Source organism: Paenibacillus sp. cl6col (genome assembly GCF_900102125.1).
GTDB classification, from domain to species: Bacteria; Bacillota; Bacilli; order Paenibacillales; family Paenibacillaceae; genus Paenibacillus_B; species Paenibacillus_B suaedae.
The window spans coordinates 776,317-797,287 of the sequence record NZ_FNAZ01000001.1; the positions used below are offsets into that span (position 1 = coordinate 776,317).

Annotated in this window: 11 protein-coding genes and 1 riboswitch; of the genes, 2 read left to right on the forward strand and 9 right to left on the reverse strand. The window is 47.5% G+C overall.

Going from position 1 to position 20,971, the window contains the following annotated elements; translation table 11 throughout:
• Nucleotides 1-266 precede the first annotated feature (266 nt).
• A complete protein-coding gene (locus BLS15_RS03355; RefSeq protein ID WP_090509872.1) occupies nucleotides 267-875 on the forward strand; it encodes a class I SAM-dependent methyltransferase in 609 nt (202 codons plus the stop codon).
• A gap of 179 nt (nucleotides 876-1,054) precedes the next feature.
• Complete coding sequence (locus BLS15_RS03360) at nucleotides 1,055-1,909, forward strand: helix-turn-helix transcriptional regulator (protein WP_090509873.1); 855 nt, start codon at nucleotides 1,055-1,057, stop codon at nucleotides 1,907-1,909.
• Between the two features lie 209 nt (nucleotides 1,910-2,118).
• On the opposite strand, the gene BLS15_RS03365 is transcribed toward BLS15_RS03360, so the two are convergent.
• From BLS15_RS03365 to BLS15_RS03405, 9 genes are all read right to left on the reverse strand, one after another.
• Entirely contained in the window at nucleotides 2,119-3,012 is an 894-nt protein-coding gene (locus BLS15_RS03365) for a DUF2268 domain-containing putative Zn-dependent protease (RefSeq protein WP_090509874.1), read from the reverse strand.
• A 123-nt stretch (nucleotides 3,013-3,135) separates the two neighbouring features.
• Complete coding sequence (locus tag BLS15_RS03370; protein ID WP_090509876.1) at nucleotides 3,136-4,275, reverse strand: Ger(x)C family spore germination protein; 1,140 nt, start codon at nucleotides 4,273-4,275, stop codon at nucleotides 3,136-3,138.
• Complete coding sequence (locus BLS15_RS03375) at nucleotides 4,272-5,381, reverse strand: GerAB/ArcD/ProY family transporter (RefSeq protein ID WP_090509878.1); 1,110 nt, start codon at nucleotides 5,379-5,381, stop codon at nucleotides 4,272-4,274. The genes BLS15_RS03370 and BLS15_RS03375 overlap by 4 nt, the downstream gene beginning before the upstream one ends.
• Before the next feature lie 19 nt (nucleotides 5,382-5,400).
• On the reverse strand, nucleotides 5,401-6,855 hold the full coding sequence (locus BLS15_RS03380; RefSeq protein ID WP_021254822.1) for a spore germination protein: 1,455 nt from the start codon (nucleotides 6,853-6,855) through the stop codon (nucleotides 5,401-5,403).
• A 171-nt stretch (nucleotides 6,856-7,026) separates the two neighbouring features.
• Nucleotides 7,027-8,676 carry a methyl-accepting chemotaxis protein gene (locus tag BLS15_RS03385; protein WP_021254823.1) on the reverse strand — a complete coding sequence of 550 codons (1,650 nt, stop codon included), beginning with the start codon at nucleotides 8,674-8,676 and terminating at the stop codon, nucleotides 7,027-7,029.
• 168 nt (nucleotides 8,677-8,844) lie between these two features.
• Entirely contained in the window at nucleotides 8,845-9,204 is a 360-nt protein-coding gene (locus BLS15_RS03390) for a hypothetical protein (protein WP_021254824.1), read from the reverse strand.
• 244 nt (nucleotides 9,205-9,448) lie between these two features.
• Nucleotides 9,449-16,183, reverse strand: a complete 6,735-nt coding sequence (locus tag BLS15_RS03395) for a non-ribosomal peptide synthetase (RefSeq protein ID WP_254777278.1) — start codon at nucleotides 16,181-16,183, stop codon at nucleotides 9,449-9,451.
• A complete protein-coding gene (locus BLS15_RS03400) occupies nucleotides 16,174-16,929 on the reverse strand; it encodes a 4'-phosphopantetheinyl transferase family protein (RefSeq protein WP_021254826.1) in 756 nt (251 codons plus the stop codon). The genes BLS15_RS03395 and BLS15_RS03400 overlap by 10 nt, the downstream gene beginning before the upstream one ends.
• Nucleotides 16,930-17,012: 83 nt before the next feature.
• Nucleotides 17,013-17,099: riboswitch (cyclic di-GMP riboswitch) on the reverse strand.
• A 569-nt stretch (nucleotides 17,100-17,668) separates the two neighbouring features.
• Nucleotides 17,669-20,791, reverse strand: a complete 3,123-nt coding sequence (locus BLS15_RS03405; RefSeq protein ID WP_028532160.1) for a copper amine oxidase N-terminal domain-containing protein — start codon at nucleotides 20,789-20,791, stop codon at nucleotides 17,669-17,671.
• Nucleotides 20,792-20,971 lie beyond the last annotated feature (180 nt).

Consider the following 20,971-nt stretch of genomic DNA (forward strand, 5'->3'; position numbering starts at 1 on the left):
CTACCTAGCTATTTGGATCATCCATGAGTCGCCTCATGCCTATTCATTGGTTTACGATATTGTCACACAGGATTTATCCTATTACAAGTTGTTGGTTATACTAGTATAATTACTACCTGACTCCAGCAGTAAACAATAAATATCATCCATATCAAGCACTCCTCAGCTGCTCTCTTGCATCATTCGTTGACATAATTAGGAATCCTTATCTATAATAAAGGAAACAAATGTTCGTAATATATTGGCAGAAAGGTAGAGTAGATTTCATGTCCAACTTCAAAGCTGCACTAGCCCAATCGTATGATCAGGATGCACAGAGAAGATCCAGCAGATCCTTGTCTTCTTGGAAAATAGACGAAAGAAAGAAATTTCGTGAGCTGATAAGCCGTGAGGGGAAAACAACTATACTAGAAATCGGTGCGGGAACAGGGATCGACGGCGTTTATTTTCAACAGAGCGGAATGCAGACAACCTGCATCGATCTATCCAGTGAATCGGTGAAGAAGTGCATCGAAAGAGGCTTGAATGCGAAAGTAATGGATTTTTATCAGTTGGACTTTGCCGATCATAGCTTTAAAGCTGTCTATGCGCTAAATTGCTTGCTGCACGCGCCGAAGAAGGATCTGGATCAGGTCTTGCAAGAAATGCATCGAGTGCTCGCTCCGAATGGACTGCTTTTTATTGGATTATATGGTGGATACGACTCAGAAGGAGTATGGGAGGCGGATTGGTGCAATCCGCAGCGATTCTTCTCCTTTCACACGGACAATGCCATTCAGAAGACCTTATCCCGTTGGTTTCAGATCGTAGATTTCCACACTGTCCCATTGGATGATGACAACTTGCACTTCCAATCGATTACGCTGCGCAAATGATATACTAGATAAGGCCATGAAGCCATGCTGCGACATGCAAGTTGGGAATCACAAACAACCATGTAACCTTTCACGATTATTCCTGATCCATTGTTAATCCACTGCTGATCTGGTTATTCACTCTACATAGTCGATAAAACAAAACTAAATGTACAACTGGCTTGATAGGAGGGATAGCCATGTCCAACCAAACGAGATTAGAAGCCCTGTCCACCTTCCTAAAGTCCAAGCGCTCAGGCATTCAACCGCAGTCCGTAGGACTGCCTGCTGGTACTAGACGTCGAACACCTGGCCTGCGTCGTGAAGAGGTAGCGCAATTGGCAGGAGTCAGTACGACTTGGTATACCTGGCTGGAGCAAGGGCGCGACATCACCGTGTCTCCATCTGTTCTGGACGCGGTAGCTGCCGCTCTGCAACTGAATCAGGATGAGCGGAAATATGTATACGATCTTGCACTTGAGAAGCATATTAGCCCACCACAGCAGGAAATGAGTATTGCGAAAATTCCGCCATCGCTCGGGAAAATATTGAATGAGCTAACGCATTGCCCAACCATCATTACGGATAGGCACTTCCACATTGTTGGCTGGAATGCCGCTGCGGCATATGTATTTCTCGATTTCGATCAGGTTCCCTTAGAGCAGCGGAACTTGATTCGACTCGTCTTCGTCAGAAAAGAGCTGCGCTCATTAGCCGTCAATTGGGAACACTTCGTCAGAGGCTTCCTCGCGATGTTCCGCGCCTACTATGGTCAGTACGTGGGAGATGAATGGTATACAGACTTCGTAGACGAAATGTCAGAGCTTCATCCCGAATTCCATGCACTATGGGAAGCAAGCCAAGTCAGCATTGCCCCCGACGTTACGATCGAATTCCGTCACGCGAAGGCAGGCAAGATGCTGTTCAACCTTACCTCGCTTCTCTTGCAGGGGAACATGGACTTGCGGTGCAGTGTATTCACCCCAATTGAACACTCCTCTACCGAGGAGAAGCTAGTCCGTTTTATGAGAAGAGATGAACTACTGAATGAATAGCCTTTGTTGCCGTAACCAAATTACGGCAACAAAGGCTACAATCAACCGAAGAAATATCGAAAGAAAGACCTGAAGAACGAAGGATCTGAAGAACGCAAAGACCCCGAGCAGAGATTTCCGCCGCTGCTCAGGGTCTTGCCTCATCCGAATATGGATCCATTCTTCCGATTCTTGAGAGCCTTACAATCAATCGATAATCCTACATAATCCTACACCATACCACTCCCCTGTATGATGGTCTTCGCCGGCAGCAGGGTCGCTTCATAAATAGATACATCGTTCCTCTTCAAGAAGGACTGTACAACATGATAGCCAACCGCATACCCTGCCCCCGCAGGCAATCCAATTGCCGGATAACCTTCACGCACAGCAGCTTCATCGCCGAACATATAGCTGCTCACCTCAGCGAATCCCTTCGTATCCAATGCTCCTCGGATTACCTCGAAGCAATGATCCAGCTCCTTGCCCTGTATATTCGCCACCCATGGACCAAGCAGCTCCTCTCCATACATCTCAGTTGCAAAAGAATCTGCCAAGCCCTCAATGATAATATAGTCGCCTAGCGTTACATTGCCATGGTTCCAATCGAAATAGGAGAAGCGAACGTTATGGTGGAACTCATGAGCGATCAGCGCCGGCAGTCGCGGAATATTGTAGCTGTTCGGATCCAGGATAATGAGGATATATCCTGGAATACCGCCAAATCCGGTATACCCCTGATAACTGCTTAACTTGTCAGGATCAGCAAGATACGCGCCAAATATCAATTCCTCTGCCTTGACTGCCAGCCCCGCTGAGTCTATTCGGTGGATACATCCCAACAAAGTCTCCTTCGCGAGTTCCAGAATGCGAATATCCTGCAGATGCTTCCTTGCCTTCTCGATTCCTTCCTGATGCTGAAGCGGAAGGAAGCCCATCATTTGAGTGGCCATTACCACATCATAGCCGTTCGGCTGCTGCGCTGTTATAGGTACATGAATGGTCTCCCACATCGATCGAAACGGCTTCATCATTGTATGCCTGAAATAGCCATTTCTCTGCTCATTTGGCATAGTCAACAATACTTCATACTGACGTAACGTGTCTTCCATGTGAATGTTCATTAGGTTCACCTGCATCTCTTCATGGTATGTTCCTCTCCGACAAGTCGGAATACCATTAGGCTACACGATCACGTTACGTGAGAGTCAATCATTCAGCGCAATGTAACTCACAAAAAATTCCGATTACTCAATCGTACCTGTTCGGACAATGTTCACCTCGACATGAGATTGAATGCTTGCCTCAGGGAACATCTTCTTCCACTTGTCAGCTGTCAGTTTGGAGTGCCTTACCGAGCTGCGGTAGACCTCGCCGAAGCCAATCGGATCCGAGCCGAGGCGCTGAAGCTTTTTAATAAGTGCTTCGGTTTCCTTCGTCAATGCTTCTCCTATTTTTTGTTGAAGCAGTTTGCTTGCCTGGGGTTTGCTAAAATCATATTCATCTGTAATTTCATGCAGCTCCACATTGATGCGTAAATTGGCTTGAAATTTCAGGGGAGAAGCTGAGAGGAGACGAATATGTTTTTTACTGCCCAGGTTCGCGAAGACCACTCGTACATGCCCGTCCTCCTTCCGATTCTCATGCAAATAAGGACGCAGCTCATCACGATCAATTTTGATCTCTTTCAATGACGCTAATTTTCCAAGCAGCAGCTTGAGCAAATAGCCTTCTCCAGGCCCGATCGTTCCGACTACTCGATCATTCTGAAGCAGGGCCAGTCCAAAAACCTCAACTCCGTTGGGCAGCTTGCGCAGCATTGGGAGTACCGGATCTTGTCCAGCACTGTAGAAGGCGCTCCGATAATCGTGAACCGTGCAGGAAGGAACCCAATCATCTTGAATATGCTGCTGCAGCATTTCATACAAGTAGGTTCCAATATTCGGAATCTGCTCATAACTGCCGGCCAGCAATTCATGAGACGGCCCTTCACTGACTGCGAGAAAAATCATATCACCGAAAAACGGATCCCTCGTCAAATTCTCAACAATATACGTAATCCCTTGCTTGGCCAGCTTATCATCAAAGACAACGACACGAACCTGACCGTTCACAAGTGTGTGGGCCAATTGCTGGTTGTTGTTAATTCGAGCTCCCTTGGTGCTGCTTGCAATACCAGAGACGATCTTCGTCTTCTTCTTCGCTCCTGGCTCCGGATTGGTCAGAACTGAAGTGACATTAAACTTCTCTTCCGACAGAACGTCAAACCCGATCGCTACACTTATTCCCAACTTCTCCAGCACACTAGACTGTACACAGCCTACAAGAAGTGCCAGCACGGATAACACACCAACTACCCTGAACATCGGTTTGAGCAACGATCTCAATGCGCATCACTCCCCTTCTCACGTTTGCGCCACTTGTATACATACGTCAGAGCGAACAAGAGGAGCGGATAACAATAAGAGACAATCACAGAGTATATCCCGATAAAATCATTGAGCTGATTCACTTGTTCCCGATTATGGAGGGTGCTGGATGCCACGATCACAATAACAGCCAAGCCATACAGTGTCAGCTTCTCATTCCATCCAAACAGCTGCACAGTGCCCCGCAGCACGTTCCAAGCCAGCTGCATGATACCAGGAAGCACAACTAGCATCCAGAAAGGAATTGCAATGAACTCGATCCGCTCCAAGAAGGGGTACTTAATAATTTTTAATAAATTAATGGAGCCCCAAATCGTACGAAGTATCTGATTCTCACTGAAATAGATGATCGACACGATCATAATGAACAAGTACAGGATGTTGGTGAAGAGCACGCTCGCTTGTGCGTAGCGCATCACCTTATTTTTGTCCTGCACATGGCGATAGAGCATAAATATTACTTCAAACCCCGTAATCGTAAACCCCATCTTTATTGCCCCTACCCAAATATGTTGTGCAGTCGTATCATAAATTGGCAGTAAACGGCTCCATTCCACATAGCGGATCGGATAATTGAAGAAAAGGGAGGTCGCGATAATCAGGAAAAAGCTGATAAAGCTCGTTTGTAAAATGACTCTAATTCCGCCCAAGCTGCCATACACCATAAGCACAAGCAATATAAGTGATAGGAGCCATGTCGGAAAATCGGGGAAAATCCACGATTGGATCGCTTCAATATACGTTCTGACAATGGTCGTCATATTCGTCAGGAAATAGAGCATCATGCAGATGCTCAATACTCCGCCAATCCATTTGCCAAACAGGACGTGTTGAATGCCGTACAAATCAAGCGACTTATGCATTTCCAAGGTCTTGACCATAATCCAGACGATCAAATGGGTAGCTATTCCTGCAAGCAGGACCGACATCCATGCATCATGCCCCGCCTCCTTATAGATGTACCGCTGAAATCCGAATATTCCTACACCGACCTGCACGTTGCACACGAGGAACAGCAGCATGTAGGCTTTGAATTGATATTTGTGTGATGTTCCGCTATTCATCTTTTTCACCTACAAATGACTAATCATCAATCTTTCCGGTCCATAGCGAACGAAGAGAAATGGATCGGACGTATTTACGAACCTTGTGCCCTGTTGCAGTCAAGCCCTTCGGTTCTGGAAGCAGCACCTCATCATAAGCCAAGTCAGATTCCTTAATCGGGTGAACTGGTGAAAAATACGGCCTGCCTAAGCTCGTCTGACGAATGAGGTGCATCGTTACCAAGGAGGTTACAAACACAATACCGATGCTGCCCCACATGCCCGCAAAGATCACCATCGGATATCGGACGAGGCGTAAGCTGCTGCTCATTAAATAGTCTGGTGTTGCGAAAGAACCAAGCGCCGCAAGTGCCACTAGCATGATGAGAATATTGCTCGTAAATCCGGCTTGAACCGCTGCCTGCCCAATGACAATACCGCCTACAATGCCCATTGTCTGTCCAACCTTCGTCGGCAGCCTCGCCCCCGCTTCCCGAAGCAGTTCCATGGTCACTTCCAGAATTATCGTCTCAAATAAAGGCGGAAAAGGGACTTTGGAGCGTGACTCAATTAAGGATACGAGCAAAGAGGAAGGAATAATTTCATAATGGAAAGTAAGGGCGGCCACATAGGCAGGAGTCAAGAATACAGAAAGAATTAACGCAACCATTCGCAGTGCGCGAATAAATGTCCCGATCCCCCATCCTAAATAGCGATCTTCCATGGATAAGAAAAAGTCAATGAATTCGCTTGGTCCTACGATCACAAGCGGACTCCCATCCAACAGAATAATAATCTTGCCTTCTATCAGCGAATGGCTAGCCAAATCAATCCGTTCGGTTAGCATCAATTGCGGGAAGACACTCAAATCATTATCCTGAATCATGTGCATGAGCTCTGAGCTGCCTGTCACATCATTGAGACGAAGCTGCTTAATTCGTTGACGTACCAGCTCAACCCGATCTGGATTCGCCCGATCTGCCATAAACATGAGATGGATCGTCGTATTGCGTTTGTTCCCCATCTTATATTCTTCACTGCATAGCTCCGTATCTGGAATAGAGGTTCTAAGCAAGGTCGTGTTCATGCCAATTGACTCCGTAAAAGCAACCATTGGGCCTAATATGGTCGTCTCATTCTCTGGCGAGGTAAGAGACCGCTTAGGCAAGTCCGCCACATTTGCCGCAATGCCTGCCTGAGGGGTCGCAATATAGACCCATCCCTTCACAATCAGCGGTGCGCATTCCGGGATAGTCGCAATATCCATGATTTCTCCGATAGGGAGCGAACTGCGAAGATCCTCGATCGTCGGTGTCTGCCCCAACTGCAGCAACGGAGATAGAATAGAGGTGTGAAGCTGCTTCGTATCGACATGCTGGGGCATATAGCATATGGCAACTGACGGCGAAATGCTTCTTACCACAAGATGGACGCGATGATGAAACAATGCCGATATTTGTTCTTGCAGGGAAGCTGCGAAATCAAAGTCCGCCATAAGACAATTCCCTCCTGTAATCACTTTGAAGATGACGAACATGCTGGATGATCAGACAAATTATTCCCTGCTGCTCGCAAATTCATGCGTGATCGCCATGACATAAAAAAAACCGATACCTAAGTCAGGTATCGGTTCAAGTACGGTATAATCTAGTTGTCAAAATAAATATTAAAATTTAAATTTCGTCAATGAATCCTGCAATCCCATTGCCATGCGCTTAAATTCCTCGGCTGAGCTTGCCAGCTCTTCCATAACCGCATTCTGCTCTTCAGTAGCAGCGGCAATCGATTGCACACTTGATGCGGATTCCTCCGAAATGGTCACAACCCCCTGAACACGCTCGAGCATGTCTTGAGAGCTAATATTGACCTCCTGGACGATCGCCTCGACCATGCTGGCTAGATTGGATATTTCCTGCATCATCGCCACAATGGCATGGAAGACGTCACCCGTATCATTAACACTTTGAATGCCGGATTGGACGAAATGATGGCTCTTCTCCATTGTCTCGACTGCATTTCCCGTCTCGGATTGAACTTCAGCAATAATCTGCTGAATTTCGAGAGCTGCCTGATTCGATTGATCAGCCAGCTTGCGAACTTCATTCGCCACAACCGCGAAGCCTCTGCCATGTTCCCCTGCCCGAGCAGCTTCAATCGCGGCATTCAGTGCAAGCAGGTTTGTTTGCCCCGCAATATCCGTGATAATCGCTAGAATTTCGCCGACTTTATCGGATTTTTGCTGCAGGCTGCTCATCATGCCAGCACTTGCTTCCACATTATCAGACAGCTGTCTCATATGGGTGATCGTTTTATTGACGATTTCATTGCCATGCACAACCTTATCATTGGCCTTCGTGAATTCGCCTGTAATCGTCTTCACCGTTTGATCCACTTCGCCAATTGCCATCGTCACATCCTCGATCATTTGACCGACCTCAGCAAGCTTCTTCGCCTGCTCGTCCACGCCCATTGATATATCCTGCAGCGAGATTGTAATCTGTTCCGATGATTTACTTGTTTCCTGCGAGCTGATTGCAAAGTCATTCGAAGTTGTATTAATGTTCTCGCTCGTATCGACAACTTGATCGACCAATTCCTTCAGATTGCTATGCATGCTCGAAAAGCTGCGGGATACATTTCCCCAAATATCCTTGCGCTCCTCAGCTATTCCAACACGATGGGTAAAGTCCCCAGACCCTATATGCTCAACGGTACGTGAAACCTTGTGGATTGGTTTGACAAACAGACGATTCACAAGCATCCAAGTCACACTCGTGATAATGAGCAAGGATCCAATGGTCACCGCCCACATCAGCCAATTGTAAGAATCAAGACTGCTGTCAAAATCATCAAATCGCGAGATTACTACTGCGGTATAATCTCCAGACTTCGCTGCATATGCGTATCCACCGAGTCCAATGTCCAACTTCATTTCATTCTGCTCGCCAGTGTAAAGTGCATGCAGACTATCTTCGATCTCACTGGACAGCTCCTTACCAAATCGGGCTATCACCTTGCCATCTTTCACCAGCAATGAAGTGCTGTTATCCTTGTATGCAACCATATTCAATACAGCCTTTGGATCGTCCTTGCCGTGCTGCACTACGAATTTCCCAATTTGCCGAACTGCCGTCTGTGTGTCTTCGATCATCATGTCAGTAACGACACTTCGAATAAAGCTGGCATTCACCATGCTGGTCGTTATAATGACAAGCAGAGTAATAAGACTGATAGGCAATAATATCCGCGCTAACAGTGATTGAAAACAGTGATTCCATAACGCCCGTATCCGTTCGTTGATAGATTGAGATTTCATTCCTGTCACACCTTTTATGTAATAGGGTATCTTCCGATACCACGCGTTGTCCTTCATTGCACTTGCTCAAGCTTGCTCGTCACCAAAAAAAAGACCTGCCCGTCCGGGAACGGGCAGGTCATATCATTCAGTATCCTTCAATAAGACGAAAAGATAAGAACTATAAGACTACAAGCTGTCCAAGTAGCGATCTGCTTCTTCGTAGCTTTGAGCTACGCCGTATGCACCGCCGAGATCTTTAACCAAGCGAGACAATTGCAGCTTCGTCAGAGCGGAGCTTACGATCATAGAAGATCCCTTTGTTTTTTTGTTTGCCATGTAGTCGCGCAATCCTGCCAAATAATCGTTCACATCAGCTGGTGCTGGTTGTGCCTTCGCCATATCGATGCAGAATGTGTAGCCTTCCTTCGCTTTATCAACTTCACGACGAACAGCTTGATCGTATTCTTTGGCCTCTTCAATTGTCATCATACCTTCAAGCTTAACATACACACGGTTTTTAGATGCTTCGTATTTCGTTTCGAACATGGAAAATCTCCTCCTAGATGTAATAAATTCATAAGTATGGTGTTACTGATTGTCTACTGCACATACTGAATATTACCCAATATGTCGTTTCATGCCAATGCTTTTTGGTCTTTTTGCTGATTGACGTATGCCTATCAAGTTAAGATAGGGCGCTCTTCGAGCTGCATATGAACCGCAATCAACCTCTCTTCTGCCATTCTCGATGCCATCCCCCCTGCACATAATATCGCTCCGAATTGCTGGCCTACTTGTTCGTAAGAGTTAGGAAGCCAACTTTGAACCCGTGTCGCAGCATATTCGTGACTTGAGCTTCACCAGGTACAGTCCAGGAAAAGCCTAATGCAGCAAGCGTAGATGCAGTCCGTTCTGCAGTAAGCTCGAACGCTGTCAGCGCAGCGCCTTCATCCATCCACCCGTTATGCAGCATCACATTCTCGACTGCCTCAAGCTTCGCCCCCTGTTCATACTGCTCGAACAGATAGGATAGGAACTTCTCCATTGGCAGCCTCGCAACCTGAACATCATTCCGCCCAGCCAGCATTTCGGACATGCTGATCAGATGAGGATTATAGATATGGTAGATCTCATCATGCAGGGCAGGCTTGTCATGCAGTGTAATAATCGCACGGCTCACCTGATCTACGAAGGATAAGTCTGTATCCTGACCGGAATCAGGAACGGCCCCCAATTGGATGAAGGACTTCATCGTCTTGTAGAACGCATTGTCCTGGATATTCTCCTGGAACTGACCGCTCTCTGAGTGACATACAATGTTACCAACTCGGTAAATGTTCGTATGAAGCCCCTGCAGACGCGCCTGTTCTACCAATTGCTCCGCTTGGAATTTCGTCTTTACATAATAGTTGTCATGCACTTGTCCGATGTCCAAGTCATCCTCCGTGAAGAGAACGGATTCCTTGCCTTCAATCGTTCCCATCCCGACCGACATTGTAGAGACGTGGTGGAATCCCTTCTTCGTGCCGGTTGCTGCCAATTCCAACAAGCGCTCCGTCGCCGTAACATTATTCAGTACGAATTCAGAATAGTGGCCATAATGCTTCACATTGGCCGCAGCATGGATGATGCATTCCACTTCATCTGCCAGCTTAGCATATTCGTGTTCAGCGAGTCCGAGATGTTCGTCACTCAAGTTCGCGTTAACGACTTCGATTCGATGTCCGTGCGTGTCTGTCAGTGCTGCACCGAAATAATAGGCCAGCTTCTCGTACAATCTGTGTCGAGCCTGCTCAGGAGATGTCCCGCGAACAATAGCAACCACCTTGCTGTCAGTGCAATGCAGAAGATCGCGAAGCAGGTAAGCACCCAAGTATCCTGTTGCACCTGTAAGGAGAACCTTAGCATAGTTCAACTGCTGCGATAGCTCTCGTTTGTGATAAGCTTCGTTGCGGCTGCGATACTGCTTCCAAGCTTCCGTTACAGCCTTATCCTCCACGACCGCTACTTCCTCTGCATACATGGCACGAATCCGCTCCAGCTTATCCTTCATATGGTTCGGACGATACTTCATCCGCAATGCCAATTCTCGGATCGTCGGATATGCGAATACGTCGCTGACGTCAACCTCGTATTCCTGCTTCAACTGCGCAACAAGCGTGATCGCCTTCAAGGAATGCCCGCCTAGCTCAAAGAAGTTGTCGCAAACGCCGACCGTTGTCAGGCCAAGCAGCTCCTGCCATAGCTCAGCAAGCTTCATCTCCGTCTCACTGTCAGGCGCTACGTAGCCGGCTCCTGTCCACTCCTGCTTCGATGGCGCAGGGAGCTTCGCGCGATCGATCTTGCCGTTCGTGGTCAGCGGCATCTGATCGAGAAACGCATAGTAAGTTGGGATCATATAATCCGGCAAATGATCAAGCAGATGCTGACGAATATCTGCAGCTGTCACCGTACCTTCCGTTACGATGTACGCACAGAGCGCCTTTTGTCCTGGCGATTCCTCAATATCGGTAACGAGTGTTTCTTTCACGAGCTCATGAGTTCGGATTTGCGCTTCAATTTCACCAAGCTCCATGCGATATCCGCGAATTTTCACTTGATGGTCTTTGCGTCCTAAGAACTCGACTGTTCCGTCCGGCAGCCAGCGAACAAGGTCGCCTGTCTTATACAGCTTCTCTCCAGCCTTGAACGGACTGTCGATGAACTTCTCGTTCGTCAAGTCCTCGCGATTCAAGTAACCACGCGCCACGCCATCGCCGCCGACCCACAGCTCGCCCGCTACGCCAATCGGCTGCAGCTTGCCATAGTTGTTCACTACATAGGCTGTCGAGTTCGCAATCGGCGCTCCAATTGGGATCGATCCGTCCTGCTCCGCTGCAATATGGTGGCAGCAGGAGAAGGTCGTATTCTCTGTCGGTCCATATCCGTTCACGATTTGAATTGGCGCACAAGCATGAAGCACCCGGTAGATATGCTTCGGAGACAATACATCTCCGCCAACGAGCAATGTTCGCACAGGTTCGAATAAGCGCTCATTTTTCTCAACTAGCTGTGTGAATAACGGTGAAGTCAACCACATCATAGTGATGCCGTGCCGTACAATCGCTTGTTCCAACTGCTCAGCATCCAAAATCGTCGGCTTGTCAACGAGTACAAGTTGAAGTCCGTTCAGAAGGGCTCCCCATATTTCAAATGTCGAAGCATCGAATACGAGAGAACCAGTCTGCAAAATGCGATCACCCTCTTGGAATGATACGAAATTCGTATTCTTCACAAGGCGAATCACGTTGCGATGAGTGACCATAACTCCCTTCGGCTTCCCTGTCGATCCCGATGTGTACATTAAGTACGCGATATGCTCAGAATTATTGAGATCATCTATGTTTTCCGTTGACTGTACAGCTAGTTCCGAATCCGTGAAACTGATGCTGCTCAGTCCTTCCGGCAATCGTTCAGTCAAATGGTCGCTTGCGAGTACGATATTAACACGGCTGTCCTCCAGCATATATTGAATCCGTTCCTGCGGATAATCTGGATCGATCGGCACGTAAGCACCGCCAGCCTTCAAGATTGCGAGTACACCGATAATCATTTCTGGTGTGCGCTCTGTGAACAGACCAACCGGCTGTTCAGCCTTCGTCCCATGCTTCTGCAAATAATGCGCCAAACGATTGGCCTCCGCATTCAGCTCCGTATAGGTAATTTCACGTTCACCAGACATAAGCGCAACCCGATCAGGCGTTACACGCACCTGTTCCTCGAACAGACTGTGTACAGTCGCATGGCGAGGATATTCGGCATCCGTATTATTGAAGTGGTGCACGATTTCTTCCCGTTCTTGATCCGTAATCAGTTCAAGTTCTCCAATGCTGCATGACGGCTGCTGTGCTGCCTGCATAGCAAGCTGCTCGAAATGCCCTGCCATTCGTTCTACAGTTGCCCGTTTGAACAGCTTCGAACAGAACTCAAAGTTGCATTCGAGTTCCTCTTCACGCTCGATTGCCTCCAGCGTAAGGTCGAACTTCGATGTGCCGTTATGATAAGGCAGCTGTGTGAAGACGGCATCTCCAGCTTGAAGCGAAAGATCCCCCATGTTCTGCATGACGAATACGGTATCGAACAATGGATTGCGGCTTACGTCCCGCTTCAGCTGCAGGCGTTCAACCAGGCTGTCGAGCGGGTATTCCTGATGCTCATAGGCAAGTAGAAGCGTATCCTTCATCTCATTCAAATAATCAGCAAAGGCCTTGCCGCCCTCTGGGAAGCTGCGAATCGGCAAGGTGTTGACGAACATGCCCATCATTCGATCTACATCAGTATGTGTTCGAGCAGCAATCGCACAGCCAACAATCATATCCTCCTTGTCCACATATTTGGACAAGAGCACATTATATACCGACAACAGCACCATATAGAGTGTAGTTCCTTGACGGAGAGCCAGCTGCTTCAATCCTTCCACCGTCTTGGCAGACAATGCTATACGCACCATATCGCCTTCAAATGACTGCACATTCGGACGAATATAATCGTATGGAAGATCCAGCAGTGGGATGTCCCCTTCAAGCACACTCAGCCAATACTGTTCATGTGCTTGTTCATCTTGTGCACGCTTGGACTGCCACTCCGCATAGTCCTTATATTGCAGCTTGATTGAGGCCAGCTCCTCGCCCTTATAGATTGCAGCCAGTTCTTCTGCAAACACACTGAGCGAGGTTCCGTCGAAGACGATATGGTGAATATCCAGCATCAGTATGTAGCTGTCTGCTGCCACTTTCGCAATCGCAGCACGTAGAAGCGATTGCTCCTCCAACTGGAATGGACGGACGAATTCATTCGCCAGTTCAGCAGCAGTACGGCCCTCGGCCTCTATAATCGGCACATCCATATCAACTGTCTCATGCACCTTCTGTACGATCTGTTCCTCTTCCCAATGGAATGAAGTACGGAATGCTTCATGACGCTCTACGATTTGGTGTAGAGCCTTCTTCAGGCGGCCGGTATCCAAATGGCCTTTCACTTCGTACACGAGTGGAATGTTGTAGGCCATGCCAACTCCGCCCCGTTGTTGCAGCGCGAACATACGTGTCTGTGCAGGTGCGAGACGATAATGCGCCTTCTTCTCGGCTGGCGTTATCGATTCGTATTGTTCTTGCGCTCCTCCGTCGATAATTGCAGCAAGCTTGCCGACATATGGATTCGAGAACAATTCCTTGAAGGACAATGAGATATGGAAGTCAGCTGCGATACGTGCTTGCAGCTGTGCCAGCTTCAACGAATGCCCGCCAATCTCGAAGAAGTGATCCGCTGTGCCAATTGGAGAGATGCCAAGCAGTTCCTCCCATATCGCCGCAAGCTTCTTCTCCGTATCCGTTACAGGAGCTTGATATTCGGTAGAGATGCGCTCCTGCTTCTCAGGCTGAGGCAGCTTGGCCCGATCAATCTTGCCGTTGATCGTAAGCGGCATGCGCTCCAAGAACATGAAGTATGCCGGCACCATGAACTCAGGCAAATGCGAAGACAAGTACTCTCGCATTGCACTCGCTGTCATGCCTTCTTCCGCTACAATGTAAGCACAGAGAGCCTTCTGGCCAGGCGACTCTTCAAAAGCTACAACCAGTGCTTCCGTTACTTGCTCGTGCGTATGAATCTGCGCTTCAATCTCACCGAGCTCCATGCGATAGCCGCGAATCTTCACTTGATGATCTTTGCGTCCGACGAATTCCAAGTTGCCATCTGGCAACATGCGCACAAGGTCACCTGTTTTATAGATTCGTTCGCCAGCTACGAATGGACTATCCGCGAACTTCTCACGCGTCATCTCATCCTTATTCAAGTAGCCACGTGCTACGCCTTCACCGCCGACCCACAGCTCTCCTACAGCGCCAATCGGCTGCAGCATGCCGTAATCATTGACAACATAAGCGGTTGAGTTCGTAATTGGCGTACCGATAGGAATTGTCCCGTCTCCCTCTTCCTTCATCAGATAAGAAGTAGAGAAGGTTGTATTTTCAGTAGGACCATAAATATTCGAAATCTCAATCGGTGCACAGTCCTTAGCCGCTCGATAGAAGTGCTTTGGCGACATCAGCTCTCCACCGACAAGCAATTGGCGAAGCGGCGCAAATATGCGCGGATTGCGATCAACCAATTGAATGAACAGCGCCGTCGTCAAGAACATAATCGTTACCTGATGGCGGATGAGCGCTTCCTCCAGCTGCTCAGCGTCCAGTATCGTCGTCTTATCGATGAGCACGAGCCCTAAGCCATTCAACAAGGAGCCCCAGATTTCAAAGGTTGAGGCATCGAAGACAAGTGATCCCGTCTGCAAAATACGGTCGCCTTCGCCAAACTTCACATAATTCGTGCGCTTTACTAGGCGAATGACATTACGATGAGTAACCATGACGCCCTTAGGTCTTCCTGTCGAACCGGATGTGTAAATGATATATATAAGATCTTCTGGCTGATTCACAGATACCAGATTATCGCTAGATTCATCAGCAAGGCTCGGGTCATCCATATGAACCTGCTCGATGGTATTCGGCAAATCTATATCTGACGATCTGCTAGTCAGTACCAGCTTCGTACGACTGTCTTCCAGGACATATTGAATGCGATCCTGAGGGTGATCGGGATCAAGTGGAACATAAGCTCCTCCCGCCTTGAGAATCGCTAAGATACCGACAACCATCTCTGCACTGCGCTCTGCCATAATACCAACAGACTGTTCCCGATCGATGCCAAGCTTCCGCAGCCTGCGCGCCAATTGATTCGCACGAGCATTCAACTCGCAATAGGTCAACTCGCGATCATCTTCGATGACAGCTACTCGATCCGGATGCAGCTTAGCCTGTTCCTCGAACAGCGCCTGAACCGTGAATGTATGAGGATATTCAGCTCGCGTCTGATTCATCCCCTCAATTAACTGGCGCTTGTCCTGCTCTGTCAGCATTTCCAGCTCGCCAATACGCTTCTGAGGATGCTTCACAGCTTCATCCAGCAGCTGCAAGAAGTACTCCCCCAGCTTCTCTACCGTCGATAACTGGAACTGATTTTCCTTGTAATACATTGTGAACATTGGTAATGCGCCCGTTCCAGCAGCATGCTGAATGCAGCCGTGCAGGTCACATACCTGCTCTCCCTCTGGAAGCACGGGCTGAACATCTTCTCCGTACCAGCAATACGTTGCCACATCACTGTCAGAAGCTATTTCAGAGCAAGTCAGGTTACGTCCTTCTGCGCAAGCCGACAAGCTGTTATGAATGCTCATAATTCCTTGCAAGGTTACGTCATCCTGACTGACTACTGTATGGTTGCCATTGCCGTGTCCCGCTTGAACGGCATGAAGAGTTACTTGCTGCGAGTTGTAGAACCGGGACAACAGCGTTGCCCACGCACTGAACATGACGGATTCCAACTTGACCGAATGCTCGGCCGAATGCTTCTTTAGAAGACGCATTGTCTCCTCAGGCAGTTCGATAGAATGTACGTCATAGCCTGCCAATCGTTCTACTGTCAATTCCATGAAAGCCAATTCTCGTCCTCTCCTTTATACGATCCAACCCATTTCGTAAACCTATGAGTCAACTGCTCCCATGTGATGTACTCTATTTGCTTGGCAAATTCCATATGCTGTGCGCACACAGTCATACTATAGCCTGTTACAGGAACGACATATTGCTTTACATAATTATGATCAACATTCCATAATTGATTATGCTGTATAGGTACAGCTGTCTCCTGCACAATCTCGAATGTGCTAGGAGGCAGGCTGAGACCCGTTCCTAATGCCTTCAGAACACTTTCCTTAGCCGTCCATATGTAAAAAAACAATTCCTGACGCGCACGACTGTCGTTCGTATTTGCAAGCAATTCCAACTCACGCGGCGAGCATATCAGCCTAGCCACGTCCATGTTCCATTCTCCTGCTTGCTCTATATCAATCCCGATTGGCGCTTCATCCAATGCCACTGCTATGAACGCACCGGCGTGAGAGATGTTGAAAAATACTGGATCACCCTCCACATATGGCTTGCCGAAGGGATGAGTGTGAATAACAAGTTCGTTATTCGAACATTTCAAGGTTCGACATAGCAGCATGCGTGCCAATATGTCAGCCGCAACCGTGCAATAAAGATCTTCACGGTTCCGAAGTCTATCTAACCTTTTGTATTTTTCAGGTGTAACGAACGGGATAAATCGATCCATCAATGAATCTATGTCTTCGTAGGAAGTACACTCGTCCCATTTTAGCAACACAATTTCCATCATTTACCCCAGCTTCTGTGCGCAAAAAAAAGGCCATTCTGCATAGCCTTGTCACCGAATAACCGTTGTGTAGTTACCGCAACATTAATGGCAACCCGGCCGCCGTAATCCGTGAAGATGTTAGGCCCGCGGCTTTGCGTCCTCATCTTTCGAAGAGTTTGCCTTTCAATCCTGATGTTGTTCTTCTTGATGTATCCATTGCGTGTTGCAGATCGATTATCAGGCAAGAATGTCATAGCAATGTTACGCACTAGTTCTTGTGACATGTATCGCGTGAATAGGTCTAAAGTACATATTACATATCAGCATGTTGGACGGTCGCATTCCCTATCCAACTCAAGACCCATATTTTATATCGGTTGCTCGAATGAAAAGATTAATACTTTTTCATAACACTTTTCAATTTTTCGACACGAAAAATCATTTTTTGTCATTTTATAGTCATTTTCAAAGGTGGTTTCACCCTATTTCCGACAAAAACACCCCTATCCTCTCCATCCTTGCTCCCATAGATTCGTACAATTCCCTCCAACTGCTCGAACATTTGTCGATTTCCCTATAGAGCCACTACTGCTTAGCCCCCCTCTCCCCTACCAATTACCTAATAGACAGCACTGAAGTCATTTCTTACTCATTACACAACTCTCTTGTACTCTTGGTGATACATAAAAAGCCTCGGAAATCATTCCGAGGCTCTTATTGAATGCCATCTATCTATCTTCTCTATCCCACATCATGAGGATTAATATCCGTCACCAACTGTCATTTCGTTGGATGCAGTGGACAGCGCATTCACCGTTGCACTTCGTCCATCTGCTATGGACATCACGAATACTTTATAGGTAACGCCTGTGCGAATCGGATTTCCATATGCATCATTATCGGACAGCGAGAATATGGTTGAACCATCGCCTGATACACTAACCAATTTATAATTACTTCCTGCCACACGATTTGCCTGATCCAGGTTGAATGAACCCGCTGAACCGGAAGGAACAGCCATCACTGCGTAATAGGCAATTCCGTTATCACTGCCTGGCTTCGTGAAGTAAGCCTTGAAATCATTCACGCCTTCTCTCGCTGCAAACACGTTCGTAGGTGCCTGAACAGATTGATCTACCAAGGAAAATTCACCAGAAGGCGAAGACAAGGCATTCGAGGAGCCGCTTCTATTGTCAGCTACCGTAAGCACAAATACCCGGTAAGCAACACCTTTTTGAATGTCGTTGCCTTGAACATCCCGCAAGCCGCTTGTTAGCGATTGTCTTACATAGCCACTCTGATTCCCAACCCGAATGTAGCTGGATGATCTCACCTGTCCCGCACTATATGCGTCGAATGCATAGGACTGATCTGCGCGGACGACCATAATACGGTATTCATTTACGTACGAATTACTGGATGGTGCATTAAAGCCTACTTCAATGTCGCTGGCATTACCGTTTTTGCCAATAATCTTCGCTTCTACATTCGTCACAACATCAACCGAGGCATTGCCTTTAAGCGTCACCTCTGGAGATGGAGCAGACAACGCATTGTTCGCTTGACTATTGGAGCTTACAGACAGAACAAATACCCGGTAGCTGTTGCCGTTGCGAATCGGTGCTCCATCTACATCTCTTGCATCCGCATCGAATACATGCGACAAGCTGCTGCCACTCCGATACACGACAGCTGAGTTCCAATTATTAACTCGATTGGCCTCTGTTAGATTAAAACGGCTTGCGTTGGAAGACTTCACGACCATTACGCGATAATGGTTCACATTCGATTCATCTGCAGCACGGTTGAATGTTACACTCAGGTTTCGTCCATCATTGTAGTTTCCACCCAAACTGCTTGCCGATACGTTCGTTGCAGGGTACACCGTCGAATTGTTAGACAACGTAATCGTATCTGAAGAGCTGGACAGGGAATTCACATAACTACCGCGTCCAACAGAAAGCACATATACTTGGTAGCTGGTTCCGTTACGGATCAGGTCCCCATCTACGTCTCTCGCAGTAGAGCTCAGCTTGAGGCTAACGTCTCTGCCATTCGGGTTCATCGACGTATAATTGTAGTTGGATACGTTGTTCGCTTCGGATACATCAAAGCGGTACGATCTGCTCGTCTTCACAACCATAATTCGATACTGGCTAATATTCGATTCATCCGAGGCCCGGTTGAAGGTAACCATCATATCGCGGCCGTCATTATAATCTCCGACATCGCTTACTCTTACATTGGAAGCACTGTACACCGTTGAGTTATTCGAAATATTGATGGAATCAGATGCGCCCGACAATGCATTGTAATCAGAGTTGCTATTCGAAACTGACATGACGAACAGGCGGTATGTTTCCCCTCTGCGGATTAGTGAGCCATTCACATCACGCATATTAGATGGCAATGTTGAAGTAATGCTATAGCCATTCTTCGAGACATCATAATAATTGCTAGATGAAACCCGGTTTGCTTCAGTCAAATCAAAGCGATAAGCATCCGAATATTTCACTGCAAAAATCCGGTAGTAGCTTACGCGCGATTCATCGGAGGAGCGATTAAAGCTGATCTGAATATCGCGTCCATCTCCATAATTGCCCACTTGGCTGACCTTCGTAATCACTGGAACACCAGCTGATTGTCCAAGCGTGAACGAGGATGAGCCGGAGGACAGCTTGTTGGCATACGAGCTCGTATTGCTTACAGATACTACAAATACGGTATAAGACACATTATTGCGGATATATTCACCTGATGTATCTCTTGCCGTCGAACTCAAGGTTGTCGTCAACGTCGAGTTGCTGGACTTCGATACGGTCGTATAATTTTGGCTGGAGACGCGGTCTGCTTCATAAGCATCGAAACGAGATGCATCCTTCGTTTTAACGACCATAATCCGATAATTTAGAATTTGGCTATCGTTAGAAGGACGGGAGAAGCTGACCTGCATATCGCGGCCATCGTTATAATTCGCCACATTGCGCACTTGCACATTCGTTGCCGCCGCAACCGCATTGTCGCCTAACGTAAAGGTTGAAGATGGGTTCGAGAGCACCTGTTGGTTGCTCGTTCTGCCCACTGACAATACATAAGCTTCATACTTCACATTCGTGCGGATGTAGTCTCCATCTACGTCACGTGCTCGGGAATCCAATCTGACTACAGGATCGTCACTGCTCTTGTTCACTACGGTATAATTGTTGGAAGATACCGAACGAGCCTTGTTCAAATTAAAGGAGTTCGACGCTTTAACAATCATGACGCGATATTGATCAAGGTTATTTTCATACTGTTCCTTGGAGAAGCTGACACGAATATCGCTTGCATCTCCGGATTGGCCTGAGATCTGTGTTGTCACATAATTGACGCCTCTAAGATTGCCGGAGTAGTCGGGCTCATCTGGGTATGTTGGACGATCCGGGTACGTTGGGCGATCCGGATATGTCGGCGAACTTCCAGAAGTCACGCGAACGATTCTCGTTTTGTCGTCATAGTTGATTGTGGCGCCCAATGCTTCACTTACGAAGCGTACCGGAACCATCGTTTTTGCATTCATTATTCTAGATGGAACATCCATATAGACAGTTCTTCCATTGACCGTTGCCGCTTTGGAGCCTATTGTTAAAATTACAGAGGATCCTCCCTTGTAAGCTGTCACCTTCTTCGTCTTCGTTGCCCCATCGAAGCTTACACTGGCACCGAGCGCCTGGAAAATATCCGCCATCGGCAGCAGCACACGGCCTTGCGTGTACACAGCATCTGTTCTAACTTGTTTACCGTTCACATAGACGGTGTAAGCAGGCGCTGCTTGCGCTGGTGCAGGCGTTACCATCGTAAAGCCGAGTGCCACCGCTACAAAACCTGATACTAGTTTTTTCACTCTTTCACCCTCCTAAGTTGCATTCATATTCCAAGTATAAAATTACCACCTTCAACTTAGATGCATCAAATGAGGAAAATGTTTCATACTCCTTTATAAAATTTATTAGATTGTGACAAATTTGTGTCATATCGTCATTTGCCGATTCCACATCAATGAAAAAAGCCGTTGGAACAACGG

Excerpts from the sequence above, each read along its gene's own strand:
- BLS15_RS03355 (WP_090509872.1), top strand. The coding sequence starts at position 267 with ATGTCCAACTTCAAAGCTGCACTAGCCCAATCGTATGATCAGGATGCA.
- BLS15_RS03360 (WP_090509873.1), top strand. The coding sequence starts at position 1,055 with ATGTCCAACCAAACGAGATTAGAAGCCCTGTCCACCTTCCTAAAGTCC.
- BLS15_RS03365 (WP_090509874.1), bottom strand. The coding sequence starts at position 3,012 with ATGAACATTCACATGGAAGACACGTTACGTCAGTATGAAGTATTGTTG.
- BLS15_RS03375 (WP_090509878.1), bottom strand. The coding sequence starts at position 5,381 with ATGAATAGCGGAACATCACACAAATATCAATTCAAAGCCTACATGCTG.
- BLS15_RS03380 (WP_021254822.1), bottom strand. The coding sequence starts at position 6,855 with ATGGCGGACTTTGATTTCGCAGCTTCCCTGCAAGAACAAATATCGGCA.
- BLS15_RS03385 (WP_021254823.1), bottom strand. The coding sequence starts at position 8,676 with ATGAAATCTCAATCTATCAACGAACGGATACGGGCGTTATGGAATCAC.
- BLS15_RS03390 (WP_021254824.1), bottom strand. The coding sequence starts at position 9,204 with ATGTTCGAAACGAAATACGAAGCATCTAAAAACCGTGTGTATGTTAAG.
- BLS15_RS03395 (WP_254777278.1), bottom strand. The coding sequence starts at position 16,183 with ATGGAATTGACAGTAGAACGATTGGCAGGCTATGACGTACATTCTATC.
- BLS15_RS03400 (WP_021254826.1), bottom strand. The coding sequence starts at position 16,929 with ATGATGGAAATTGTGTTGCTAAAATGGGACGAGTGTACTTCCTACGAA.